Source organism: Clostridium tetani (genome assembly GCF_900167265.1).
Classification (GTDB): Bacteria; Bacillota; Clostridia; order Clostridiales; family Clostridiaceae; genus Clostridium_G; species Clostridium_G tetani.
Window position 1 is genome coordinate 45,941 of record NZ_FUWT01000003.1, and the last position, 24,738, is coordinate 70,678.

The following is a 24,738-nucleotide window of genomic DNA, read 5'->3' on the forward strand; positions in this document are numbered from 1 at the left end:
TTATGAAGATACTATGAAGAAAAATAAAGTATCTTCATAGTATCTTTATTTAACTATGGTATTATTTAAATATAAAATTAAATAGGAGGGTATACTTGTGAAAGAAAGTATTTTGATAATTGAAGATGAAGAAAAAGTATCTTCTGTATTAAAAGCTTATTTAGGGAAAGAAGGATATAAAGTTATTTCTACAACTAGTGGAATAGAAGGAATAGAAATATTTAAAAAAGGAAACTTTAAACTTATAATATTAGATTTAATGCTTCCAGATATAGAAGGAGAAGAGGTATGTAAAATAATAAGAGGAATATCAGATGTATATATATTTATGTTGACAGCTAAGGGAGATTTATCTAATAGAATAGAAGGTTTAAATATAGGAGGGGATGAGTATTTAGTAAAACCATTTAGTCCCAGGGAATTAACTGCTAGAGTAAATGCACTTTTTAGAAGAATAGGTGGGGAAGATGAAGAAATTTTGAGTTTCAATAATGGGGAATTAAAAATAAATAAAATAAAAAGAATAGTAGAAATAGAAAAAAGAGATGTAAAGCTAACTCCTAATGAATTTCAAATTTTATATGCATTAGCTTCGAATAAAGGAAAGGTGTTTACTAGAGAAATGTTGATAAATTCAGCTCTAGGATTAGACTTTCAAGGATTTGATAGAACTGTAGACGTACATGTAAAAAATATAAGAAAGAAAATAGAAAAGGATAGTAGAAATCCTAAGTACGTATTAACAGTTACTAGAGTTGGATATAAATTTGGTGGTGAAAGTTAATGCATAGCATAAGAAAAAAAATACTTATATCAATCTTAATATGTTCTATATTTGGACTTATTATATCCTTTGCACTTATAAATTTAAATGTAAATAAGAGTTTTAATAATTATATGGAGGATATGCAAAATAAAAGAGATAAAAGAATAATAGAATATTTTTCTCAAGTTTATAAAAGAGATGGAAACTGGACAGAAGAGTCAGGTGAAGAATTAATTCATGAAGCGTATATGAATAATTATTGTTTATCTCTTATGAATACTGATAAGAAGATCGTATGGATGATGAATCCGGATAGAATAAAACAAAAGGGCCATATGATGAATATGATGCAAAATAAAAACAAAGGTATTTATACTAGTAAAACTTACAAGATAAAGACAGGAGAAAAAATTGTAGGATATGTAGCTATTGGACAATATAGTTCTATATTGTTGTCAGAAGAGGATGAGCGATTTATAAATAGTTTAAATAATAGTATATTAATATCCATATTATTTACTATTGTTATTACAATTATTATAAGTCTATATATATCAAAACAAATATCTAATCCTATAAAAAAAGTATCAGATATTTCTGTAGCCCTTTCTAAAGGATATTATGGTATAGGAGTAGAAAGTAAAAGTAATATACTAGAAATAAAAAACTTACAAGATAGCATAAATGAATTAAAAGAAAAATTAGAAAAACAGGATTCTTTAAGAAAAAGATTGGTATCAGATATCTCTCATGAAATAAGGACTCCTTTAAATATATTGCAAAATAATTTAGAAGCTATGATTGATGGAATATTTCCTATAGATGAGGAAAGTTTAATAGGGTTAAATGAAGAAGTAATAAGATTTGGAAAATTATTAGATAACTTAAATATATTAAAAGAAATCGAAGGTGAAGATATTAGTCTGAGTATGGATAAAGTATCTTTGAAAGATATATTAGAGGGAGTTATAAAAGATTTTTCAATTATAGCTAAAGATAAGCATATATTTTTTGAAAAAGATATAAATGAAGATAAAAATTATTATATATGTGGAGATGAAAATGCATTAAAGCAGGTTTTTATAAATATAATATCTAATTCTATAAAATTTACTGAAAATGGAGGAGATATTAAAGTAGTTTTAAAAGAATTTAGAAACAATATAGAAACTATAATTGAGGATAATGGACAAGGGATAAAAAAAGAAGATTTACCCTTTATATTTGAAAGGTTATATAGAGGAGATAAAAGTAGACATGAAATAGATGGAAGTGGTATAGGATTAACAATAGTAAAAAGAATATTGAATATTCATTCCGCTTATATAGACGTAGAAAGTAAGTTAGATAAGGGTACAACAGTTAGAATAAAGTTTAAAAAATATAAATAGATTCATAAGCTTCAGTGTAGTAAATATACTTAGAGCTTATGAATTATTATTTAGTTATAGTAGAGATAGATATTAAGTTAAACTTGAAATTTGCACTAAAAAGGTATATAATATGATTATACCACCCCCCATATGGGGTGAGGATAGGAGGAGAAAATATGAACGAAGAGAAGAAAAAAGCCATTCAATGTTTAAAAACTTCTAAAGGACAAATAGAAGGAATCATAAAAATGATAGAAGATGAAAGATACTGTATAGATATTTCAAATCAAATAATTGCTGCTCAAGGGCTATTGAAGAAAGCGAATATGCATATATTAAAACAACATTTAAATCATTGTGTAAAAAATGCTTTTTTACATGATACAGGAGAAGAAAAAGTAGATGAAATAATGGGGGTATTATTTAAATTAATAGACAAATAATAGAGAAAAGGAGGTATATATTTGAAAAAGGAAATTTTCAATATAGAAGGAATGACTTGCGCTGCATGTGCAAAAGCCGTAGAGAGAAGTAGCAAAAAGCTTGAAGGAGTAGAAGAAGCTAACGTAAACTTTGCATCTGAAAAATTAAATATCACCTTTGATGAAGATAAGGTAAAGAAAGAGGATATAAAAAAAGCTATAGAGAAAGCTGGATATAAACTTTTAGAAGATACAGAGAGTAAACTTTTTAATATAGAAGGAATGACTTGTTCTGCATGTGCAAAAGCTGTAGAGAGAAGTGTCAAAAAACTTGAAGGAGTAGAAGAAGCTAGTGTAAACTTTGCATCTGAAAAACTCAAAGTTGATTATATAAATGATGTAGTTAAGATATCTAAAATTAAAGAAGCTGTAGAAAAGGCAGGATATAAGATAACAGAAGAAGAAAGTATTAATATGAGGAAAATAAGAAAGGAAAAGGAAATAAAAACCTTATGGAATAGATTTTTATACTCTATAATATTTTCAATACCACTTTTATTTGTTTCCATGGGACATATGGTTGGAATGCCTTTACCAGAATTTTTAGATCCAATAAAAAGTCCACAAAATTTTGCCCTGACTCAATTAATATTAACTACGCCTGTAGTAGTTATGGGAAATAAATTTTACAGTGTTGGATTTAAGACCCTATTTAGAAGAGAACCTAATATGGATTCTCTAATTGCCATAGGAACTTTATCTGCATATTTATATGGAATATTTGCAGTATATGAAATATTTATGGGAAATATAGAATATGTGCATAGATTATATTTTGAATCTGCAGCAGTTATACTAACTTTAATTACTTTAGGAAAATACTTAGAGGCAGTTACAAAAGGAAAAACATCTGAAGCCATAAAAAAACTTATGAATTTAGCTCCAAAAACTGCAACAGTCATAAGAGAAGATAGGGAGATATCTATATCTGTAGATGAAGTAGAAGTTGAGGATATAGTTATAGTAAAACCGGGAGCAAGACTACCTGTAGATGGAATTATTGTAGAAGGCATTACATCTATAGATGAATCCATGCTTACTGGAGAGAGTATACCCGTAGAAAAAAATAAAGATGATAAAGTAATAGGTGGAAGTATAAATAAAAATGGATACATAAAGTACAGAGCTACAAAGGTAGGAAAAGATACTACCCTTGCTCAAATAATAAAATTAGTAGAAGAAGCTCAGGGAAGTAAAGCCCCTATTGCTAGAATGGCAGATGTAATAGCTGGATATTTTGTACCTATAGTAATTACTTTAGCTATAATATCAAGTTTAGCATGGGGGTTATATGGTAAGAATTTTAGTTTTTCCTTAACTATTTTTATATCTGTATTGGTAATTGCTTGCCCATGTGCTTTGGGGTTAGCCACTCCTACAGCAATTATGGTGGGTACAGGTAAAGGAGCAGATTATGGAGTTTTAATAAAAAGCGGTGAGGCTTTAGAAACTACTCATAAAATAGACACAGTAATTTTTGATAAAACTGGTACCATAACTGAAGGAGATCCAAAAGTTACAGATATAATTACAATAGGTGAAATAGCAGAAAATGAAATCTTAGCAATAGCTGCTAGTGCTGAAAAAGGATCTGAACATCCTTTAGGAGAAGCTATTGTAAGGGAACTTAAAAATAGGAAAATTCAATTTAAAACTGTTGAAGAATTTCAGGCTGTACCAGGTCATGGAATTAGAGCTAAAATAGAAAACAAAAATTTACTCTTAGGAAATAAAAAGTTAATGATAGAAAATAATATAGATTTAGATAAGGCAGAAGAGTCGGCTATAAAGCTTGCAGAGGAAGGAAAGACACCAATGTATATTGTTATAGATGATAATATACAGGGAATAATAGCTGTAGCAGATGTTTTAAAAGAAAATAGTAAAAAAGCTATAGAAGAGCTTCATAAGATGAATATAGAAGTTGTTATGATTACAGGAGATAATAAAAGAACTGCAGAAGCTATAGGTAAAAAAGTAGGTATTGATAGAATACTAGCAGAAGTTTTACCAGAAGATAAAGCACTTTGGGTAAAAAAACTTCAAGGGGAAGGAAAAAAAGTGGCTATGGTAGGAGATGGAATAAATGATGCTCCAGCTTTAGCTCAATCAGATGTAGGTATAGCTATTGGTTCAGGTACGGATGTAGCTATAGAGTCTGCAGATATAGTTTTAATGAGAAGCGATCTAATGGATGTACCAACAGCAATACTATTAAGCAAAAAAACTATAAAAAATATAAAAGAAAACCTGTTTTGGGCCTTTGCTTATAATACCATAGGAATTCCTATAGCCATGGGATTATTATACTTATTTTTTAATGGTCCCCTATTAAACCCAATGATTGCAGCAGCAGCTATGAGTTTTAGTTCAGTGTCAGTTTTATTAAATGCTTTAAGGTTAAAATCTTTTAAACCTATAAGATAAAAATATTTAAATAAAGAAGGGAGAATTTCAAAATGAAAAAAACAATAAAAATAGAAGGTATGAGTTGCATGCATTGTGTAAAACATATTGAGGAAGCTTTATCAGAATTAGGATGTGAAAATGTAGAGGTAAATTTAAAAGATAAGGAAGCAGAAGCTTATTTTAAAGAAAGTATATCAAATGAAGAAATAAAAAATATAATAAAAGATTTTGGATATGAAGTTGTAAGTATAAAATAAGCTAATACCTCATGAAAAAAGTATATGGTTTTAAAATATAAATCAGAGGACATCTTAAAAGATGTCCTCTATTTTGTAAACTTTTGATGAATATTGATGTTAAATCTATGTTAATTAAATTAAAAAAATATTTATTTTGTGTTGAATTAATGTATATTAAAATTAGTAAAACAAAAGTAAAGCATGTAAACAATCCATAATGTTTGGACAGTTTAAATTATTGGAGGGAATAATTATATGGACATTTGGTCAATGCTTGTAGGGCTTTTTGGAGGTCTAGGACTTTTCCTATATGGAATGAAGATAATGGGAGATGGACTAGAAAACGTAGCAGGTGACAAGCTGAAAGGTTTTTTTGAAAAGATAGCTTCTAATCCAATAAAAGCAGTTTTAACTGGTGTGGTAGTTACTGCAGTTATTCAAAGTAGTAGTGCGACAACAGTAATGGTAATAGGTTTTGTTAATGCAGGGCTTATGAATTTATTCCAAGCAACAGGTGTAATAATGGGAGCTAATATAGGAACTACTGTAACAGGGCAATTGGTAGCTCTTAATCTAACTGGCATAGCACCTATATTTATAGGTGTTGGTGCTATAATGCTTTTATTTTCTAAAGGAAATAAAATTAAAGATATAGGAAGTATAGTGCTAGGATTTGGTATGTTATTCTTAGGAATGAAGACTATGTCATCTTCTATGGCACCTTTAGCAGACTCAGAAGGATTTAAATCTGTAATAGCTACATTAGCTTTTAATCCAATTTTAGGAGTATTAGTAGGGATAGGTTTAACAGCTATAGTACAGAGCTCATCAGCAACTATTGGTATATTAATAGTATTAGCTAATAATGGTGCATTACCTGTACATGTTGCCCTACCTGTGTTATTTGGTGATAATATAGGTACTTGTGTAACCGCTCTTTTATCTAGTGTTGGAACTAATAGAAATGCACGAAGAGCAGCAACTATACATCTAACTTTTAATATAATTGGTACCGTAATATTTGTATTATTATTGACGCCTGTAAGTAATCTCGTAGGATACATAACGCCAGGTGATGTGGGAAAACAAATAGCTAATGCACATACATTTTTTAACATAGCAAATGTAATTATACAAATACCTTTTATTAAATATCTTGTGGCCTTTGTAAATAAAGTAATACCTCAAGAAGAAGAAGAAGAGGTATTGGGAATAAAGTATATAGACGACAGATTGTTAGAAACACCTGTAATAGCGGTAGGACAATGTAGTAAAGAAATAGTCAGAATGGCTGAAAAATCTAAAGAAATATTAGAACAAGCAGTGGAATCTTTACATACTGGAGACGAAGAATTAATAAAAAAAGCTATGGAAGGTGAAGACTTTGTAGATTTACTAGAAGAGGAGATAACTAAGTATTTAGTAAAACTTTCAAACACTCAAATATCTACAAAGGAGATAGATGTTGTAACGTCTATGTTTAGAGTGGTTAAAGATATAGAACGTATAGGAGACCATGGTAAAAATATTGCAGACTTATCTTCAGAAAAGATATCTAAAAGACTTATTTTCTCTGAAGCGGCTATGAAAGAATTATCTGAAATATATAAATGTGTTATACTGGCTTTAGAGAAGACTATATTAAGTTTTCAAAATAACGACATAGAATTAGCAAGTGAGGTTTATGTATTAGAAGATAAAATAGATGAACTTCAAGATAAGTCTAGGGATAATGATATAAAGAGATTGAATTCTCAAGCTTGTGAAGCAAGAGTTAGTGCTATATATTTAGATATAATAAGCAATTTTGAAAGAGTAGGGGATCACTCTTTAAATATTGCTGAAGTTGTATTAAATTTAAATAATAATTTAAAAAAGATTGAAGAAGCTTCGATGGGAAGATAAAAATAAGGATGCATATTATGCATCCTTATTTTTATCTTCTATAGTATCTTCAATAGCAATCTCTTCATTATTAGATATTTCTTCATTTACATCTTCATCTTCATCATTTTCTAAATCATCATCTAAAATTATTTCAAAGCTAGAATCATCTTCATAGTATTCTGAATCCTTAGTATCACAGGAATGTCTACAGTTTTTTACTTTTTTATATATATAAGATCCAATTCCTACTACAGCTGTTACAATGGCAATTTTTGAAATTAAGTCGTTTTTCTTTTTCATAAAAATTCCTCCTAAACAATTTGTTTTAATAGAAAAATACTCAAAATTAAGTATTGATTACTATTTTACTATTAAAATTGAATTAATACAATAAAAAGACCTTAAAATATAGTTTGTTCATTTATTACTAAATTATCTATAGTAATAATATAATAAATATAAAAGATATGTAGAATTATTATATAAATTGTATTTAAAATATGAAGGATATATATATAAGCTTATCCTATTCATGAAATATTTAGAATAATTTTTATTGTATGAAGATAATAAAAAGTATGTATATAATTAAATAAAAATAATCTTAATATATAAATATATTGTAAAAAATGTGGTTTAAGTGTATAATATTTACAAGGGGATATTTACAAGATTATAATGTAACTCAATTAAAAATCATAATATTTAATATTTAATTGTAGTTAATACTCAAGGAGGTTTTATTATGGCAGAGATTTTAATTGCAACAGAAAGAAATGAAAAAGGAAAAACAGCAAGAAAAAAAGGTTTTATACCAGGAATAATTTATGGAAAAGATAGAGAAGGTCAGAGCATAAATTTTGAAAGAGGAAAACTTATAGCTTTTCTTAAAGAAAAGGGAGAAAAATCAAAAATGAACTTTCAATTAAATGGTGAAAATAAACAGGGGATCATAAAAGAAGTTGGAAGGGATGCTGTGACATCAAGTATAATACATATAGATATACAAGAGGTATCAGCATTAGAAAAGGTAAGATGGACTATTCCTATATTCTTTGAAGGAAGAGAACAATTAAAGAAAAAAGAACTTTATATACAAGTATATTTAACAGAGGTAGAAGTAGAAGGAAAAGCTTCTGACATACCAAATAATATTACATTAAATGTTGGTAATTTAGAACTTGGTGAAGAGGTAAAAGTTAAAGATTTAAATATTGGAAGCAATATAAGGATATTTAATGAATTAGAAAATACTATAGCTATAATATCTAGTTCACAGAATACAAATAAAAATATTGAAGAAGAAGATCCATCTGAAGTTGAATAAAAATAATGTTAAATAAAAAAGCCCTTTGAGGGGCTTTTTTACGTTAAAATAGAAAGATGGGAGGAGTAGTTATTGAGCCATTAGTCATTCATTAAACTAAGTTACTAAAACTTATGTATTCATAATGAGATTTAGCATTTTTATTCCATTTAAAACAGACCTCTCCATAACTTTTACAGCTAACATTCCAATGGTATTCACATCGCATTTAACTTTATTTGTTCCCAATGTAAATATAGTATCTCCATCGAACATGGAATGAGCTAGATTCATGGTTTTTCCGTAAGTGTTATAAGCCATAGACTTATTTGGTCGTATATTACTCATACCTATATCTAAATCATATAAAACAATTCCATGAACTTTATATACAGCATGACCTATTTTTATACCATCTATTGAACTAATGCTAATTTCCTTCATAATAATTTCTTCTTTAGATTATAAAAATAGACCAACTTAAAAGCAAGGAACTTATACTTTTAAGTTAGCCATAATTTTTATATATTATTTTCTTAATTTTTTTATAGCAGTAACTACTGGAATGGCTATAGCAGCAGATAAAATTGCTTCTGGAATACCATTAGCCACACCAATTCCAAAGATAGCTTTTTTAGCAGCTGGTACACTTATGTTAAATATTTTTGCATATTTTTCTACATAGATTAAGTACATTAAACCTAAAACACCAAAAGTATTTATTAAAGATCCTACAACAGCACCTAAGGCTATTTTAAAACTAGAAAATTTAACAAAAGCTAACCTATAACAGTAATAAGATATAATACCAATTAAAATTCTTGGTAATACAGATACAATAGGATTCATAAAAACAAAAGATAAAGGGGTAGAATTGGTCATAGCATTTATTACACTAAATATCCCAAATATAAACCCTATAGATGCTCCTACTACTGGACCTTCTAGTATAGCTCCTATTATAACAGGTACATGCATTATGGTTGCATTAACAGGGGGAATTGGGATAAATCCTATTCTAGTAACTCCCAATAAAATAGAAATAGCTGAAAGCATACCTATTATGGCTATTTGTTTTGTGTTAAGTTGAAGATTAGTTTTTAATTTTTTCTCCATAAATTTTACCTCCGTTCTTATTCCTTTATACAAGGATATAATTCGAAAATTTCTTATTAAACCACATGTGTTCGGTTTCATAAGAATACCGACGAAAACATTTTAACACGTTTTTAAAAAAAGTAAAAGAGTTTTGTTAAAAAATTATCAAAATATTTTACTATGAAAAATAGGCATATTTTAGAGGTGAATTTTTTCACTAATTAATTTATGACCCTTAGCACTTGGATGTATTCCATCAACGTAAAGAGAGTCCCATTCATCCTTGTGATCATTAAAAAGAGTAAAAAAGTCAAAGAAATCTAAGTCTTCATTTTCACAAAATTCTATAATGTTTTTTCTATAATTGTTAATTTTTATGTTTACTTTTTCATAGTCTACAAAAGGAACCCAAAAAGTTTTAGCAATTGAAGGATTAGTAGGAGGTTGTATCCCTATATAAACTTTTATATTATAATTTATAATTTCTCTACTTAGGTAAATTATATTTTCTAAGGTTTTATTCCAATCATAATTCATTAAAAAATCGTTAGTTCCACCCATTATGAATACAGCATCAGGATTAAGTTTTATTATATCTTCATAAGATCTAAAAAGCATTCCCGAAGAAGTATCACCGTTTAATCCTTTGTTAATAAAATCTATTTTAATATTATTATTTAAGATACTTACCCAATTTTCAGTGTTTTTAACACCATATCCAAAAGTAATGCTATCTCCAATACAAACAATTTTCATAAAAAGTTCTCCTCTCCCAAATTATATAAATTAATATAACATAATAAATGGAATTAAGTATATAGAAAAGAGGATATTGTTTAGATAAATATATTTATATGGTATAATTATTCCAACTAGGAAGGTGGGATAAAATGAAAAAATTAAATAATAAAAATAATATTATAAAATTTATTCTCTACTTACTATTTATTACTTTAATAAATTCTAATAATGTAGTTTTTGCTAATAATAACAACGAACATGATAATTATCATAAACTAGATCAACAATTTTCGGAATTATTAAAGGACAATACATATAAAGAATACAATGATGGATTAATAGAGCAAATAAAATATTTAATAAATAATGTTTATTATTATGATGTACCAGAAAGTATATCTAATGCTAAAAGTGTAGAAGAAATTATGAAAAATATAAGAGACCCTTATACTCAATACTATACAGGAGAAGAATTTAAAAAATTACAAGAGGGAATAAACAATGTATTTTCTGGAATAGGTATATACTATAAAAAACATGAAGATGGAATTATAATAACGGATATGGTTCCAGGATCTTCAGCAGAATATGCAGGTTTAAAAATAGGAGATATTGTAATACAATTGAATAGAGAAGAAATAAAAGGTTTAAGTGTTGAAAAAATAGATAAATATATAAAGGGAGAAGAAGGAACTAAAGTTATATTGGATGTAAAAAGGGGAACACAAATTGTTACTTTTATTTTGCAGAGAAGAGCTGTTGAAATACCAACAGTAGATTCGAAAATATTGGATGAAAATATAGGATATGTACATATAAAGTCTTTTGGAAATAAGACACCAGAACTTTTTAAGAAAAGAATTGAGAATTTATTAAATAGTAATATAGAAAACTTAGTTGTAGATCTAAGAGGAAACCTTGGAGGATATACAAGCTCTGCATATGAAATAGCAGGTTACTTTATTGGAAATAAAACAGTGACTATAATGAAGGACAAAAAAGGAAATGAAACTTTATATAGAGGATCGTCTCAAGAATTATTAAGAGATATTCCTATAATATTTATAACGGATAAAAACACAGCATCGGCATCAGAAATATTAACATCAGCAGTAAAAGACTATGAAAGAGCTTTTATTATAGGGAATAAAACTTATGGTAAAGGAGTACAACAGACATCATTTATACTTACAGATGAAAGTTTTTTAAAGCTTACAACTCATGAATTTTTTTCGCCTTTTGGAAGTAAAATAAATAAGATAGGTGTAAAACCCAATTTTGATACAAAAAGTATAGACTCTTTAAAAGTTGCAGAACTCTTATTTTCAGGTGGAAAGCATAGAGAATATAATAGCCAATTAGTAAAATTGAGTATTGATAATAGGGAGTTTATTATAGATTTAAAAAAAGGAAAAGATAGAAACTATAGAAGTGCTTTTAAATATATTATAGAAAGTTCTGATGGGGAGAATATAGAGATTGGAAATAAAGATAATTGGGTAAAATTTGATAAAAATAAAATAAGCAATGACTTTTATTTTGAGAACTTAAAAACTATGGATAGCTTAACTAAGAGTAGTAAAGATACTGAACTTATTGTAAAATTTAATAAGGATATTCGACCTAGAACTGCAAATGAATTAAATGTAAAATTAGTAGAGGGAGCTTTTTTTCAGGAAATTCAATTAGAATATACTATAGATAAAGGTAATGAGATTCATATAAAATGCAAGGAAGATCTAAGTACTGATAAAGAATATTATTTATTAGTAGAAGGTATAGAATCTATAGATGGAATGCCTCTAAAAAATGGGTCAATAGCTAGGGTATATGTGTATTAAATAAAAATTTATAGAATTTTAATAAAGAAATGAAGAAATTTATGATAATATATATTTAAATAGATATTCCATTTATAAATAATGTGGTAAAACAGTTGATTCATAGGAGGGGTTTTATTTTGGATGCTTTTTGGAAAACTAAATCTGAAAGTAGTTTTGCGAAAGCAAGAGAAGACATTTCTTTAGATGCTTTAAGCAAAAGTATAAAGGCAAAAATAAAGGAAAGACGAGAATTTTTAATCCTTAGGTGTCCTAATTGCTCACAAAAATTAAGACTTCCTAGAAAAAAAGGCAATATATTAGTAACTTGTCCAAGATGTATTTTTAAATTTAAGTCTAAAACTTAATTATTGATATATAATGGAGAGGTAAGTATGGAAGAATTAAAGGATATAAAAGAAATAGAAAATAAAATAAAACAAAATGAAATGGTTCTTATATATATATGGGGAAATAGCTGCAACGTATGTCACGATTTAAAACTAAAAGTAGAAGAAGTCATAAAAGCATATTCTAATATAAAGTGCTATGATATAGAGTTAGATAAAGTAAAGGGAGTACAATCGAAATTTTCAGTATTTACTGTTCCTATTATCTTATTTTATATAAAAGGCAAAGAAACTCTAAGAGAATCAAGATATTTAAATATAAGAGAGTTTAAAAATAATATAGATAGATATTGTAAATTATATTATAATTAAAGAAACTATGTAAGGCACTAGTATTATACTAGTGCTTTTATACATATTAATATTAATTGGTATCAATAGTGATATATATCACTATTGACATATATCACTATTGATAATATTATAAATATAAAATCTATATTTAGGAGGAATTTATATGGAAAAGATTGCATTAATAACAGATACAACTGCGGATCTATCTGAAAATATTATAAATAAATACAATATAAATGTACTACCATTTAGAATTATATACAAGGATAGAGAATATAAGGATAGAGTGGATATTACACCAAAGGAAGTATATGAAAACTTAGATAAAGAGATGCCAAAATCTTCATTACCATCAATTGAGGATATGGAGAACTTATTTTTAAAGTTAAAAAAAGAAGGATATACCCATGCAATAGCTGTAGTATTATCATCTGGGTTGTCAGGCATATATAATGCTGTAAAGTTAATAAGTGAAAACCATCCAGAAATAAATACTTATGTGTGTGATTCAAAAAGTATATCCATAGGAGAAGCTGTACTTGTAGAAACTTGTGCTGAAATGATAAAGAAAAATGAGAAGTTTGATAATATAATAAAAGAAATGGATAATCTTAAAAATAGATGTAATTTATTTTTCATGGTGGATACTTTGGAGTATTTAAAACGAGGTGGGAGAATAGGTAAAGTTTCTGGTACAATTGGAGAATTACTAAATATAAAGCCTATAATAGGTGTTGATAAAAATGATGGAAAATATTATACAATTGATAAAGCTAGGGGTAGAAAACAGTCCATGAATAAATTAATAGATATAGTAAAGAAGACATTGGTAAATAGTAGAGGATACATATATATGGGTCATGGTAATGGTTTGGAAATTTGTAAAAATGTCTATGAAAATATAAGAAAATTAAATAATGTAGCAGGAATAGAGCTTAGGGGAGAAATAAGTCCTGTAGCTGGTGCTCATAGTGGTCCTGGACTTGTAGGGATACTTATAGTAGAGGAGTTTTAATTCAAATGACGAAAAAATTATCCGATGATAAAGGATATAATTACGATAAATATAAAAAGGAGCTAAAAAACTTTAAAAAAGTTGAAAAGGAAAATAAAGCAGTAGGCCAGGTGTTTACTAAAGGTTTGCTGCCTCTATATGTTCTTCAAATACTAAGCATATCTCCCACAAATGGAAATGATATAGCAACTCAAATAGGTAAAAAAACAAATGGACTTTGGATACCGAGTACAGGGGGCATTTATCCTTTATTAAAGAAGTTTGAAAAGGAGAATTTAGTAGAGGGTAGATGGGATGATAGAAATAATAAAATGCAAAAGATATATACTATAACAGAAAGTGGAAAAAAGGACTTGGAAGAAAGAAAACAACTACTAAAACAAAATATAGAAGAAGCCTTGAAAGTATTTAACATAGTTTATAAAGATTTATATGAATAAAAAAGAAATCATTAATAAAATGGTAATAATATGATATAATTAGAGAAAAAATGAAAAATAAAATAAAGAAAACGTTTTCTTAAAATTGCTTGGAATTGGGGGATTTTATGGAAAAAAGGATATTAATATCAGGATATGGTAATATTGGTAGAGAAATAGTGAAACTAATACAGAAAAATAAGGAATATTATAAATATATGTATAATTTAGACCTTGTGATATGCGGTATTGTAGGGAGTAATGGATGTATTTTTCAAGATTTAGGATTAAATTTAAATATACTGTTAGAGTGCGGAAAAGGTTCAGAGGCAATTATTAATTATTCAAAGATATATATTGATACTTTTTATAATTATCCTGTATTTGAGGGGGATATATTTATAGAGTGCAGTAAAAGTGACATAATGACAGAAGGTCACTCATTTGAATATATAATAAATGCCATAGATAGAGAGATGGATATTGTATTAGTATCCAAAGGAGCATTGACTAATAATTTTAGTTATCTTAAGGAACTTACTAAAAATAAAAATATAAAACTTAAATACAGTGGTGCTACTTCGGCAGCATTACCAACTATAGATACTGCTTATTATAGTTTAGCAGGGGCTAATATTACATCTATATATGGAATATTAAATGGAACAACTAATTATATTCTTACGAAAATGTTTGAAGAGTATTGTTCTTTTGAAGAGGCGCTACAAGAAGCAAAGGAGCAAGGGATTGCAGAAAGTGATGCTTCTTTGGATATAGAAGGAATTGATAGTGCTAGTAAAATGCTTATAATATCAAATAGTGTATTAAATACTGACTTTAGTTTAGAGGATGTAAAAATTCAGGGGATACAAAATATAGATAAAAAGTATATAAAAAGAGCTAAAAAAGAGGACAAGGTAATAAAACTCATAAGTGAAGTATTTTATGAGAATGGTGAAGCCAACATAAAAGTGTCACCAAAGCTAATAGAAAAAAACAATGAATTGAATTTTGTAAATGGAACAAATAAAGGTATAGTATTTTGTACCGAAGAAATGGGAAATATATTTGTTTTTGGAGGGGCGTCAAGTCCTAAAGGAGCAGCTGCTGCAGCGGTGAAAGATGTTATAAATATTTTAAAAGAGAGTTAATTTAATCTTTACTACACTAATTATATTATATCAAAAGGGGGTGATATGAGTTTTAGCGAGGTATATATTTTTTAGATTAATATTGTGAGGGAGGGGATTAAAATCAAATCTTTAAAAAATAAGCTTGTGACAATATCCATATTTTTAGTAGCTATTCCTGTCTGTTTATCTATTTTTATTTCTAATTATTATATGAATAAAAATCTTAGACCTCATATACACGAAGATCATAATATACTATCTAATACGATAGCTAATGGTGTAGCAGATTATATGACTAAGGCCTATGCTTTAACAGAAGAATTGATAAGTAATGATTATGTTAGAGAGTTTAATGCCGAGAAGCAAAATTTGGCTGTAAAGGATGCCATAAAGAGAAATCCATATTTTGACTTGTTTTGTATACAGAACATGAAAGGAGATCAGACAGCTAGAAGTAGGGGGCATTTAGCCAATAGAGCAGATAGATGGTGGTTTAAACAAAGTGTCAAAACCAAAAAGCCTTTTGTAAGTAAATCTTATTTAACGGTAAATGATAATAGTGAAGCTATAAATTCCATCATATTTCCCATTATAGATAATAAAGGGCAGATGCGAGGAGTAATGGATGCAGATCTAAAACTTGATGAGCTTCAAAAAATGGTTGAAAAATATAGTACAGATAATACTTATGCATATGTAATAGATGGGAATGGGGCAGTTATAGCACATCCTAATAAAGAAAAAGTCCAAGAAATATATAATTATAAAACATTACAAAAAACTGTCAGACAAAAGGATTCATCAGGTAAAGTGATAAAAGATAAAAATGATGTACCAGTAACAAAAACAGAAACTATAGAAGTAGTAGATAAATTAAAGGAAATAGTAGGGCTGGCATTAACCGGTAAACATGGAATAGTAGAATATAAAGATAAAGATGGAGAAAAAGTAATAAGTTCTTATGGAACTATAAATCTTCCAGGAGATTCAGATAATTGGGCGGTAATAACAACCCAAAAAGAAAAAGACGCTTTTGCAATGATATATGATATTAGAAATAGGATTATGATAGTAGGATTTATAGTATTACTATTAGCCATAATATTATCTTATATAGTATCTGCAAGACTTATTAAACCTTTAACCAATTTATCAGAATTAACACAAAGAGCGGCAAAGGGAGATTTGACGGTTAAATCAGACTATCATTCAGAAGATGAAATAGGTGCATTAAGTATATCTTTTAATAATATGATCGATAATATGAAAGCACTTATATTTAATATAAAAGAAGTTACAGAAGTTGTAACAAATGCAACTGAAAGTTTATTAGCTTCTACTCAGCAGACATCAAGTTCTATAAATGAAGTTGCTGAAAGTATGACCAATGTAGCAGTAGATATAGAAAAAGGATCAGAAAATGCAAAAGATGGAGTTAAATCAGCCACTGATTTATCAAAGGAATTGGACTCAGTTTCTAAAAAGATAGTAGAAAGTGAAGAATCCTCTAAAAATGTATATAACATATCTAATAATGGGTTTGAAGTTATTAGAAAGTTAGAAGAGAAAAATGAAAGAAGTAGTGTAGTTTCAAGGGAAGTTACAGAAGTTATAAATTCTTTAAGTGAAAAAGCAAATAATATAGGAACAATAGTAGAAACTATAAACTCTATTTCAGAAGAAACAAATTTACTAGCTTTAAATGCAGCCATAGAGGCAGCAAGAGCAGGAGAAGCAGGAAAAGGATTTTCAGTAGTGGCAGAAGAAGTAAGGAAATTATCAGAGAATACAGCAGAATCAACTAATAATGTAAAATCTATTATAAGCAATATACAAAAAGATATTAAACTTGCTCAAGGTACAATTAAACAAATAGAGGAAGTGGGAATAGAACAAAATGAAGCAGTTAATATTACAAAAGATACATTTAAAGAAATAAATACTTCAATAGAAGGAATTGTAGAAAAAATTAATACAATATCTGAAAGCTTATTTAGTGTTGATAGCTGTAAGACTAATTTAATATCAGTAGTAGAACAGGTATCCTTTATGGCAGAAGGTGTAGCTGAAGCTACACAAAATGTATGTGGAGCTACAGAAGAGCAAAATGCTGAAATGGAACAAATAAGTGCTTTAGCAGAAGATTTAAATAATATGACACAAAAGTTAATAGGAGAAGTTAAAAGCTTTAAGATAGAATAAAAAGTAAGGGATAAACCCTTACTTTTTATTAATTTCTTTATAGTGAGCAATTCTTTCTTTTCTGTAAAGGCTTTTAGGTTCTAAGTTAATTCTCTTATTTTCTAGAAGTGAAAGTATTCCTGTGGTTTCTTTTGGATCATCACTGGTGCAAATAGGACAATTGCACTTTTCGTCTTCGGCATGATTAGGTTCAGTGTAAGTTGTTATAACTCCTTCGTAATTTCTAAGAACTACTTTAGTAGGAGATTGGCTTATTAGATATTGAGGCATAACTGGTATTTTACCTCCTCCACCTGGAGCATCTACTACAAAAGTTGGAACAGCGAATCCAGAGGTATGTCCTCTTAAACCTTCAATTATTTCGATACCTTTAGAAACCTTTGTTCTAAAGTGTTCAATCCCTTGTGATAAATCACATTGATATAAATAATATGGTCTAACTCTCATTTTCACTAATTTATGAACAAGATCTTTTTGAATGTAAACACAATCATTTATACCTCTTAAAAGAACAGTTTGATTTCCAATAGGTATACCTGCGTTGGCCAATTTTTCACAAGCTTTTATTGAATACTCTGTAATTTCATTTGGGTGATTGAAGTGAGTATTTACCCAAATAGGATGGTATTTTTTTAATATGTTAACTAGATTATCTGTTATTCTCATAGGATTAACAACAGGTGTTCTTGTTCCAAATCTAATTATTTCAACGTGAGGTATTTCACGTAAATTTTTAAGTATATAGTCAATGTTTTCATCGGATATCATGAAACCGTCACCACCGGATAAAAGAACATCCCTAACGGTTGGAGTGTTTCTTATATAGTCAAGAGCCATATCAATTCTATTTTGGGGCATAGAATTATCAGTATGACCTGCAAATCGTCTTCTAGTACAGTGTCTACAGTACATAGAACACATGTCAGTAACAAGTAGTAATACTCTATCAGGATATGCATGAGTTAGCCCTGGAACTGGAGAAGATGCATCTTCGTGTAGTGGGTCAAACATGTCTGCTTCAGAGAAACTTAACTCATGGAGAGTTGGTACAGCTTGTTTCCTAACGGGGTCATTTGGATCATCAGGATGTATTAGAGTTGCATAATATGGTGATATACCCATCCTCAGGGTTTTCAAACATTTATCTATTGCCTCTTCTTCTTCAGGTAATAAATTTATAATCTTTTTTAATTGGTCTATAGTAGTAATTCTGTTTTTTACTTGCCATTTCCAATCATTCCACTGATCTTCAGTTATATCTTTCCATAATTCTATTGTTTTGTAATCTTTCATATGATACCTCCTAAACTATATATTTTCTAGAGAAATAGAATTTTTCATTATTTTTATAAGTTCACTTAATTTAAAATGTATATCTTCTTCGATATTATCTCTTTTATAATGGAAATCATTAGGATCTAATAGATAACTGTGAGTTATGCCGAGTACTTTTTTATTAGTTTTAATAGCATCTAATAACATTTGGGATAGTTGTTTAGAAGGGGTGGAATCTAATCTAAGTTCGGTATCTTTATCAAAAGCATATACAGGAATTGAATTTAAAAGATTATTTGTAACACTATATTGTTCTCTGTAGATATTATGAGATTCATACTTTATATCCGTTAATTCAAGTAATGCTTTTGAGGTGTAGTCGTTCATAGAAAAATATCCACCTCTATATATTTCAATAGGATTTATACCTTTTTTACGAAGGTAATCCATGGAATTATTAATTATCATTTTTTGTTCCTCATAAGAGTAAGAAGATAAAAGTTCTTCATTTTCTTTTATAAAGTTACATTTTGATTTTATTTCATCAGGTAAATTATCAGGATGAATATGAAGACCAAAAATGACTTTATACTGTTTAATTTTTTCAATTAAATTTAACTTATTTAACATATCTGCAAAGTATGGAGATATAAATAAAATAGTACAAATACTATTATCAGAAGCTAATTTAAGAAATCTTTCCAAGTTTTTCACGTTGTTTTCTAAGTTCTTATCAAAATTAGTTCCTTCACAATCCATAGACATTGCAAATTCAAAACCATCTGTTTTAAATAGGTTATTTATGCTGTCCAAAATTTCATTCCTCCTAGCTAATAAATATATTGAAAAATTACAACTTATAGCATATAATGAAGTTGTAACTAAAATAATAATAATATTATACTATAGTAGTATTTCCTTGTCAAAAACTTTTATTTAGGAAATAAAAGTAAAAATTTGATTTAAAACTTTAAAATATATTAAAATAAAAGAGGTGTTTATATGGTTAGTTTAGGCTTCCCGAGAATGCATAAAGAACAAAATGAAAAAAGAGATTTTCTACCTGATTTTTTTAGAATGATGAAAAGTGAAAAAGCAGATTTTTATTTAGAACAAGGATATGGATCTTCCATGGGAATATCAGAGGAAGAATATTTAAAAGCAAATGAACATATAAAATTTGTTTCTAACAAAGAATGTTATGAAAAAGACATAGTGGTAGTTTTAAGATCACCAGAATTTAATGAAATAGATTATATGAAAGATGGAAGTTCTTTAGTGAGCATGTTACATTATCCAACCAGAGCTACAAGAGTGAAAAAACTAAAATCTAAAAATGTATTTGGTGTTTCTATGGACTCACTAAGAAATGACTTTTTAGAAAGAATAGTAGTTAACTATAATGGAACTTCTGGTAATGGAATAGAAATGGCATTTCAAGAGCTTTCTAAAAGTATGAAAGATTTTTACTTAAAAGAAAGAGATGTTATTAATGTTACCATATTGGGAATGGGAATGGTTGGTTTATATGCAGCAAAGTCAGCAGGAAAATATGGAAATTTAGAACTTAATTCAAAGATGAGAGAATTAGGTACAAAGGGTGTAAAGGTTAATTTACTATCAAGAAGTATTACTTCTGACAAAGAGGAACTTATAAAAATTATTAAAGAAACAGATATATTAGTGGATGCCACCACTAGAGATGATACATCAAAATATATAGTATCAAACGAATTAATAGGTTATTTAAAATCACACGCTATAATTTTAGATTTAACGGCGGATCCATATTTAACAGATGTAAATCCAATCCAAGTAAAAGCTGTAGAAGGTATACCTACAGGAACATTGGATAAGCCTGTAATATATGAAGAAGATGAAATGTATAAAACAATTCCAGAAGGAGTTATAAGTAAAAATAGAAGGATTGTAGTAGGCTGCAATGCATGGCCAGGTGTAAAACCTGAGGAATGCATGAACTTATATGGAATTCAGTTATTTCCAATAATTCAAAAGTTAATAAGATTAGACAAAGAGATGTTTACAGATAAAAGTGATGATTATTTTGAAAGAGCTATTTATAGAGGAACTATAAAATATTTTGAAGAAAATGAAAAAATATAAAGAAAATATATCAATATAATTATATATATAGTAATGGATGACTATTATTTATAATAATAAAATATATAGTAAATGGAGGAAATAGTATGAAATGTCACCAAGGTGGGGCGTTATATAAAAATATAGCACTTGATATTGCCAATAGAATTGTGATGGGCGAACTTAAGATTGATGAAAAAATAAGCGGAAGGTCTACTTTAGCAAGTATGTATAATGTATCACCTGAAACTATAAGACGGGCTATTGCTTTATTAGAAGATATGGATGTTGTACTTTCTACTAAAGGTAGTGGTATAGAAATTTTATCTGTTTCTGCAGCTGAAAGATTTATAGAAAAACATAAAGATAATGAATATTTGGCTACAGTTAGGGAAAATATAGTAGAACTTATGGATAGAAAGAAAAAAATAGATAATGAAATTCAAATCAACTTTGATAAAATATTGGATTTTACAGATAGGTTTAAAAATATAACCCCATTTACTTTAATAGAAGTAGAAGTAAAAAAAGAGTGTGTTGTATTGGGCAAAAAAGTTAACGAATTAAGATTTTGGCAAGCTACAGGAGCAACTATACTTGCTTATAGAAGAAAGGGAAATATTATAATCTCACCAGGTCCTAACTATGTGTTTCAAGAGGAAGATGTAATAGTAGTAATAGGAAATGGTAATGTATATGAGAAAATAAATAGATTTTTATATAACGTCAATAAAGATGAGTAAAAATCAATTTAAAAAGAATGTAAGTCATTTAATGGTCTTACATTTTTTTTAGATTAAAATTTTACATGCACCATAAATATATTGATTGTGTATCATAGTAATGTAGTAATAAATATCTATATTGGTGGTGTAATTTATGAAAGATTGTAAAGAGGAGAAGCATAAGTGCTTAAATATAGGAATGAAAGCACCAGACTTTTGTGCAACAACAACTTTTGGAAGTATTAGACTTTCTGATTTTAGGGGGAAGTGGGTTATATTATTTTCTCATCCTGGTGACTTTACACCTGTTTGTACAACTGAATTTATTGGATTTGCGCAATGTTATCCATATTTTAAAAAAAGAAATGTACAGCTTTTAGGATTGAGTATAGATAGTAATCCATCCCATTTAGCTTGGGTATATAACATATATATAAATACAGGAATACAAATTCCATTTCCTATAATAGCTGATAGGGATGGCTCTATTTCAAGAATGTATGGAATGGTTTCACCTTATATAAGTTCTACTGAAACAGTAAGAAGCGTTTTTATAATAGATGAAGATGGTATAATTAGAACAATATTAACTTATCCCCTTACAAATGGTAGGAATATAGGGGAGATTTTAAGAATGGTATGTGCACTTCAAACTACAGATGAAGAAAAAGTAGTAACACCAGCTAATTGGATACCAGGACGTCCTGTTATGGTACCACCTCCTAAAACATATAATGAATTAATAAATAGGAGAAAAGATAATCCAGAACTTTGCTGTATAGATTGGTATTGGTGTTATAAAAAACAAAATAAAAATTTTGCGTAACAAAATTTTTATTAATGAACAATGATTAATGAACAATTGTGGATATTTTTTCTCCATTAACATTACGAAAAAATTTTAATTGTAAATTTATACATTAAGTGGTTCTTAATAAGAGCTGCAATGTTTAGCTAAGCAAACGAGCATAAAAAACAAAATCGAAGATTTTCTATAGCAAAGCAGAAGAAAATCCACCTAAATTGTTCATTATTGATTGTTAGTTGTTCATTAAAAAAACTGCCACGCAGTTTTTTTATTTTGCGAATTGACAACATGGGAAAAGCTAATATATACTTATAATTCCTAGTGAATTATATAGAGGTGATATTGTTGGAAGAATCTAAAGATAAATCTTATAAAAATTTTATAAAAAAATATAAAGCAAATGATGAAAGATGGAAGTTTTTTTTTATAGGTATAATTTTAGCCTTTATATCTTTGGCGATTTTTATAAATATAGTACAATTATATTTTAAAGGAAAAGGTAGCTTTGAAATGGATGTTTCAGCTATAAACTATGTTCAAAGTGTAGAAAATGATAGCCTAAGTAGACTATTTAAATCTATTACTTATATAGGAGATCCGTATACAGTAATAATAATTACATTAATAATTACTGCCATATTATATTTTAAGAAAATGAAAAATGAAAGTGTGTTTTTCGGTTTAAATATACTAGGTGTAGCTATTTTTAATGAACTATTAAAGAGATCTTTTAGAAGAGATAGGCCTACTATTAGGATAATTGAAGCCAGTGGATATAGCTTTCCAAGTGGTCATTCAATGACATTTTTAGCTTTTGCTATTATTCTTTCATACCTAATATTAATATATTCTAAAAATAAATTTAAGGCATATTTTGTATCTTCATGCCTTGTAATTCTAGCTATAGCTATAGGATTTAGCAGAGTTTATTTAAGAGTACATTATCTAAGTGATGTATTAGCAGGATGGTCTGCGGCAATGTTTTGGGCAGGAATAAATATTGCCATACATAGGTATTCGTATTATAAAAAAATTACTATGTAGCTTTTTATAGTAAGAATAATTAACAATGAATAATGAATAATTTAGGTGGATTTTCCTTCTTTGGTCAGAAAATCTTTAATTTTATTAGATAATACAAATAGTTAATATATGAATTAGTTCGTTTAGCAAAGCTAAACATCAAGATTTTATGAAATTAAAAGCTTTTCGAAATGCTAATGAGAAAAGCCATCCATAATTGTTCATTATTCATTATTTCTTGTTTATTAAATAAAGGTTTTGTTATGCAAAACTTTTATTTTTCAACTGTTTCTTTTTCTGGCAAACTAATCTTAGTGGCATCACAATTTTCTTCTAGTATTACTTTAATATCTTGAAGTTCCCTTAAAATTCTTTCTAAAGTTTTTTCCTGATTATCCATATATAATACCTCCTAAAATGTTGTACAAGCCAATTATACTACTGGGTATATAAAAAATATATAGATGATAAAAGGGAAAACATACATTAAATGTAATGACAAGTTAAAACTACGTTATAATACTCATATCTTTAATTGTTATAGTCTTAGCATCGTATTCTAAGAGACCGTCTTTTCTCATTTTATTTAATTCTCGAGAAAGGGAGGGTCTTTGAATTCCAAATCTTTCAGCCAAATCTTTTTTAGACATATTGAGTTTAATTATATTACTATTTTGAAGGTAATATTCGTAAGTTAGAAAGTCAATAATACATTCCCTAATACTTTTTAAAGAAATGGAATTAATCTTATTAGTTAGAGTTATGGTTTTATTAGAAATAGATTTTATTAGACTTTTTAAAAAACCTATATTAGTTTGGCATAACTGAAGTATTAATTCTTTATTTAGATGTAATATTATAACATCAGAAATGGCTAAAACAGTCATAGGATAACAGTTTTTATTCGAAAATATTAAGTTAGCAGCTAAAATATCACCAGATGTAAAATTTGAAATGGTTAGTATATTTCCGTTTTTATCTATATTTTGTACAGAGACACGACCAGAAAGAATAATGTCCATGGTATTACATATTTCATTTTGAAGATGTATTATTGTGGATTTTTTATATTTTTCAATAAAATAGTTATTTGTTTTAAATATTTTTATAAGTTCTTTTTCTGTAAATTCCTTAAAGAGTTCCATATTGTTAATTGCTTGTATATAATTTTCTATAATCATCATGTACCACCTCAAATTAGTAACTATGG

At 27.8% G+C, this 24,738-nt stretch carries 26 protein-coding genes; 18 read left to right on the plus strand and 8 right to left on the minus strand.

Features of this window, described 5'->3' with window-relative positions; translation table 11 throughout:
• Positions 1-97 precede the first annotated feature (97 nt).
• The 6 genes from B5D21_RS02465 to B5D21_RS02490 all read left to right on the plus strand — a co-directional run bounded on the left by B5D21_RS02465 (position 98) and on the right by B5D21_RS02490 (position 7,174).
• Complete coding sequence (locus B5D21_RS02465; RefSeq protein WP_011099130.1) at positions 98-784, plus strand: response regulator transcription factor; 687 nt, start codon at positions 98-100, stop codon at positions 782-784.
• Positions 784-2,157, plus strand: a complete 1,374-nt coding sequence (locus B5D21_RS02470; RefSeq protein ID WP_011099131.1) for a sensor histidine kinase — start codon at positions 784-786, stop codon at positions 2,155-2,157. The genes B5D21_RS02465 and B5D21_RS02470 overlap by 1 nt, the downstream gene beginning before the upstream one ends.
• Before the next feature lie 158 nt (positions 2,158-2,315).
• Positions 2,316-2,582 carry a metal-sensing transcriptional repressor gene (locus B5D21_RS02475; RefSeq protein WP_035110207.1) on the plus strand — a complete coding sequence of 89 codons (267 nt, stop codon included), beginning with the start codon at positions 2,316-2,318 and terminating at the stop codon, positions 2,580-2,582.
• 21 nt (positions 2,583-2,603) lie between these two features.
• Positions 2,604-5,048, plus strand: a complete 2,445-nt coding sequence (locus B5D21_RS02480) for a heavy metal translocating P-type ATPase (protein ID WP_078688067.1) — start codon at positions 2,604-2,606, stop codon at positions 5,046-5,048.
• 32 nt (positions 5,049-5,080) lie between these two features.
• On the plus strand, positions 5,081-5,287 hold the full coding sequence (locus B5D21_RS02485) for a heavy-metal-associated domain-containing protein (RefSeq protein WP_035110206.1): 207 nt from the start codon (positions 5,081-5,083) through the stop codon (positions 5,285-5,287).
• A 237-nt stretch (positions 5,288-5,524) separates the two neighbouring features.
• Entirely contained in the window at positions 5,525-7,174 is a 1,650-nt protein-coding gene (locus B5D21_RS02490; protein WP_011099133.1) for a Na/Pi cotransporter family protein, read from the plus strand.
• Positions 7,175-7,189: 15 nt separating this feature from the next.
• Here the strand turns inward: B5D21_RS02490 and B5D21_RS02495 are convergent, their stop codons facing one another.
• On the minus strand, positions 7,190-7,456 hold the full coding sequence (locus B5D21_RS02495) for a hypothetical protein (RefSeq protein WP_035125376.1): 267 nt from the start codon (positions 7,454-7,456) through the stop codon (positions 7,190-7,192).
• Between the two features lie 445 nt (positions 7,457-7,901).
• Here B5D21_RS02495 and B5D21_RS02500 point away from each other — a divergent pair, with 445 nt between their 5' ends.
• Positions 7,902-8,483, plus strand: a complete 582-nt coding sequence (locus B5D21_RS02500) for a 50S ribosomal protein L25 (protein ID WP_011099134.1) — start codon at positions 7,902-7,904, stop codon at positions 8,481-8,483.
• Positions 8,484-8,594: 111 nt separating this feature from the next.
• On the opposite strand, the gene B5D21_RS14235 is transcribed toward B5D21_RS02500, so the two are convergent.
• The 3 genes from B5D21_RS14235 to B5D21_RS02515 form a co-directional block, all read right to left on the minus strand.
• A complete protein-coding gene (locus tag B5D21_RS14235; RefSeq protein WP_011099135.1) occupies positions 8,595-8,906 on the minus strand; it encodes a hypothetical protein in 312 nt (103 codons plus the stop codon).
• 84 nt (positions 8,907-8,990) lie between these two features.
• On the minus strand, positions 8,991-9,578 hold the full coding sequence (locus B5D21_RS02510; RefSeq protein ID WP_035125374.1) for an ECF transporter S component: 588 nt from the start codon (positions 9,576-9,578) through the stop codon (positions 8,991-8,993).
• A gap of 180 nt (positions 9,579-9,758) precedes the next feature.
• Positions 9,759-10,316, minus strand: coding sequence for a GDSL-type esterase/lipase family protein (locus tag B5D21_RS02515; protein ID WP_011099137.1), 558 nt, complete (start codon positions 10,314-10,316; stop codon positions 9,759-9,761).
• A gap of 134 nt (positions 10,317-10,450) precedes the next feature.
• Between B5D21_RS02515 and B5D21_RS02520 the strand changes: the two genes are divergently transcribed.
• From B5D21_RS02520 to B5D21_RS02550, 7 genes are all read left to right on the plus strand, one after another.
• Positions 10,451-12,142, plus strand: a complete 1,692-nt coding sequence (locus tag B5D21_RS02520; RefSeq protein ID WP_011099138.1) for a S41 family peptidase — start codon at positions 10,451-10,453, stop codon at positions 12,140-12,142.
• Between the two features lie 119 nt (positions 12,143-12,261).
• Entirely contained in the window at positions 12,262-12,489 is a 228-nt protein-coding gene (locus B5D21_RS02525) for a hypothetical protein (protein ID WP_052040384.1), read from the plus strand.
• A gap of 27 nt (positions 12,490-12,516) precedes the next feature.
• Positions 12,517-12,843 (plus strand): thioredoxin family protein, encoded by a 327-nt coding sequence (locus B5D21_RS02530; RefSeq protein WP_035110201.1) that lies wholly within the window; start codon positions 12,517-12,519, stop codon positions 12,841-12,843.
• Positions 12,844-12,988: 145 nt separating this feature from the next.
• Entirely contained in the window at positions 12,989-13,840 is an 852-nt protein-coding gene (locus tag B5D21_RS02535) for a DegV family protein (protein ID WP_011099140.1), read from the plus strand.
• A 5-nt stretch (positions 13,841-13,845) separates the two neighbouring features.
• Positions 13,846-14,280, plus strand: a complete 435-nt coding sequence (locus B5D21_RS02540; RefSeq protein ID WP_011099141.1) for a PadR family transcriptional regulator — start codon at positions 13,846-13,848, stop codon at positions 14,278-14,280.
• 107 nt (positions 14,281-14,387) lie between these two features.
• The gene (locus tag B5D21_RS02545; RefSeq protein WP_035125372.1) at positions 14,388-15,410 is read left to right on the plus strand and encodes a homoserine dehydrogenase; all 1,023 of its coding nucleotides are present in this window, start codon (positions 14,388-14,390) and stop codon (positions 15,408-15,410) included.
• Positions 15,411-15,536: 126 nt separating this feature from the next.
• Positions 15,537-17,594: a methyl-accepting chemotaxis protein gene (locus B5D21_RS02550; protein WP_052040383.1), complete on the plus strand. Its 2,058-nt coding sequence runs from the start codon at positions 15,537-15,539 to the stop codon at positions 17,592-17,594.
• 18 nt (positions 17,595-17,612) lie between these two features.
• Here the strand turns inward: B5D21_RS02550 and kamA are convergent, their stop codons facing one another.
• Positions 17,613-18,887 (minus strand): lysine 2,3-aminomutase, encoded by a 1,275-nt coding sequence (kamA, locus tag B5D21_RS02555; protein ID WP_011099144.1) that lies wholly within the window; start codon positions 18,885-18,887, stop codon positions 17,613-17,615.
• 15 nt (positions 18,888-18,902) lie between these two features.
• Positions 18,903-19,682, minus strand: a complete 780-nt coding sequence (locus B5D21_RS02560) for a polysaccharide deacetylase family protein (protein ID WP_011099145.1) — start codon at positions 19,680-19,682, stop codon at positions 18,903-18,905.
• A 189-nt stretch (positions 19,683-19,871) separates the two neighbouring features.
• On the opposite strand from B5D21_RS02560, the gene B5D21_RS02565 reads away from it, so the two are divergent.
• The 4 genes from B5D21_RS02565 to B5D21_RS02580 all read left to right on the plus strand — a co-directional run bounded on the left by B5D21_RS02565 (position 19,872) and on the right by B5D21_RS02580 (position 23,549).
• The gene (locus B5D21_RS02565) at positions 19,872-20,993 is read left to right on the plus strand and encodes an alanine dehydrogenase (protein WP_011099146.1); all 1,122 of its coding nucleotides are present in this window, start codon (positions 19,872-19,874) and stop codon (positions 20,991-20,993) included.
• 86 nt (positions 20,994-21,079) lie between these two features.
• On the plus strand, positions 21,080-21,715 hold the full coding sequence (locus B5D21_RS02570) for a GntR family transcriptional regulator (RefSeq protein ID WP_011099147.1): 636 nt from the start codon (positions 21,080-21,082) through the stop codon (positions 21,713-21,715).
• 136 nt (positions 21,716-21,851) lie between these two features.
• The gene (locus tag B5D21_RS02575; RefSeq protein ID WP_011099148.1) at positions 21,852-22,523 is read left to right on the plus strand and encodes a peroxiredoxin; all 672 of its coding nucleotides are present in this window, start codon (positions 21,852-21,854) and stop codon (positions 22,521-22,523) included.
• 327 nt (positions 22,524-22,850) lie between these two features.
• Positions 22,851-23,549, plus strand: a complete 699-nt coding sequence (locus tag B5D21_RS02580) for a phosphatase PAP2 family protein (RefSeq protein WP_052041027.1) — start codon at positions 22,851-22,853, stop codon at positions 23,547-23,549.
• 253 nt (positions 23,550-23,802) lie between these two features.
• On the opposite strand, the gene B5D21_RS14355 is transcribed toward B5D21_RS02580, so the two are convergent.
• Complete coding sequence (locus B5D21_RS14355) at positions 23,803-23,928, minus strand: hypothetical protein (protein ID WP_274542157.1); 126 nt, start codon at positions 23,926-23,928, stop codon at positions 23,803-23,805.
• 109 nt (positions 23,929-24,037) lie between these two features.
• Positions 24,038-24,709, minus strand: a complete 672-nt coding sequence (locus B5D21_RS02585) for a Crp/Fnr family transcriptional regulator (RefSeq protein ID WP_035110196.1) — start codon at positions 24,707-24,709, stop codon at positions 24,038-24,040.
• Positions 24,710-24,738: the final 29 nt, after the last annotated feature.

Excerpts from the sequence above, each read along its gene's own strand:
- B5D21_RS02470 (WP_011099131.1), top strand. The coding sequence starts at position 784 with ATGCATAGCATAAGAAAAAAAATACTTATATCAATCTTAATATGTTCT.
- B5D21_RS02475 (WP_035110207.1), top strand. The coding sequence starts at position 2,316 with ATGAACGAAGAGAAGAAAAAAGCCATTCAATGTTTAAAAACTTCTAAA.
- B5D21_RS02485 (WP_035110206.1), top strand. The coding sequence starts at position 5,081 with ATGAAAAAAACAATAAAAATAGAAGGTATGAGTTGCATGCATTGTGTA.
- B5D21_RS02490 (WP_011099133.1), top strand. The coding sequence starts at position 5,525 with ATGGACATTTGGTCAATGCTTGTAGGGCTTTTTGGAGGTCTAGGACTT.
- B5D21_RS02495 (WP_035125376.1), bottom strand. The coding sequence starts at position 7,456 with ATGAAAAAGAAAAACGACTTAATTTCAAAAATTGCCATTGTAACAGCT.
- B5D21_RS02500 (WP_011099134.1), top strand. The coding sequence starts at position 7,902 with ATGGCAGAGATTTTAATTGCAACAGAAAGAAATGAAAAAGGAAAAACA.
- B5D21_RS14235 (WP_011099135.1), bottom strand. The coding sequence starts at position 8,906 with ATGAAGGAAATTAGCATTAGTTCAATAGATGGTATAAAAATAGGTCAT.
- B5D21_RS02510 (WP_035125374.1), bottom strand. The coding sequence starts at position 9,578 with ATGGAGAAAAAATTAAAAACTAATCTTCAACTTAACACAAAACAAATA.
- B5D21_RS02515 (WP_011099137.1), bottom strand. The coding sequence starts at position 10,316 with ATGAAAATTGTTTGTATTGGAGATAGCATTACTTTTGGATATGGTGTT.
- B5D21_RS02520 (WP_011099138.1), top strand. The coding sequence starts at position 10,451 with ATGAAAAAATTAAATAATAAAAATAATATTATAAAATTTATTCTCTAC.
- B5D21_RS02530 (WP_035110201.1), top strand. The coding sequence starts at position 12,517 with ATGGAAGAATTAAAGGATATAAAAGAAATAGAAAATAAAATAAAACAA.
- B5D21_RS02535 (WP_011099140.1), top strand. The coding sequence starts at position 12,989 with ATGGAAAAGATTGCATTAATAACAGATACAACTGCGGATCTATCTGAA.
- B5D21_RS02540 (WP_011099141.1), top strand. The coding sequence starts at position 13,846 with ATGACGAAAAAATTATCCGATGATAAAGGATATAATTACGATAAATAT.
- B5D21_RS02545 (WP_035125372.1), top strand. The coding sequence starts at position 14,388 with ATGGAAAAAAGGATATTAATATCAGGATATGGTAATATTGGTAGAGAA.
- kamA (WP_011099144.1), bottom strand. The coding sequence starts at position 18,887 with ATGAAAGATTACAAAACAATAGAATTATGGAAAGATATAACTGAAGAT.
- B5D21_RS02565 (WP_011099146.1), top strand. The coding sequence starts at position 19,872 with ATGGTTAGTTTAGGCTTCCCGAGAATGCATAAAGAACAAAATGAAAAA.
- B5D21_RS02570 (WP_011099147.1), top strand. The coding sequence starts at position 21,080 with ATGAAATGTCACCAAGGTGGGGCGTTATATAAAAATATAGCACTTGAT.
- B5D21_RS02575 (WP_011099148.1), top strand. The coding sequence starts at position 21,852 with ATGAAAGATTGTAAAGAGGAGAAGCATAAGTGCTTAAATATAGGAATG.
- B5D21_RS14355 (WP_274542157.1), bottom strand. The coding sequence starts at position 23,928 with ATGGATAATCAGGAAAAAACTTTAGAAAGAATTTTAAGGGAACTTCAA.
- B5D21_RS02585 (WP_035110196.1), bottom strand. The coding sequence starts at position 24,709 with ATGATTATAGAAAATTATATACAAGCAATTAACAATATGGAACTCTTT.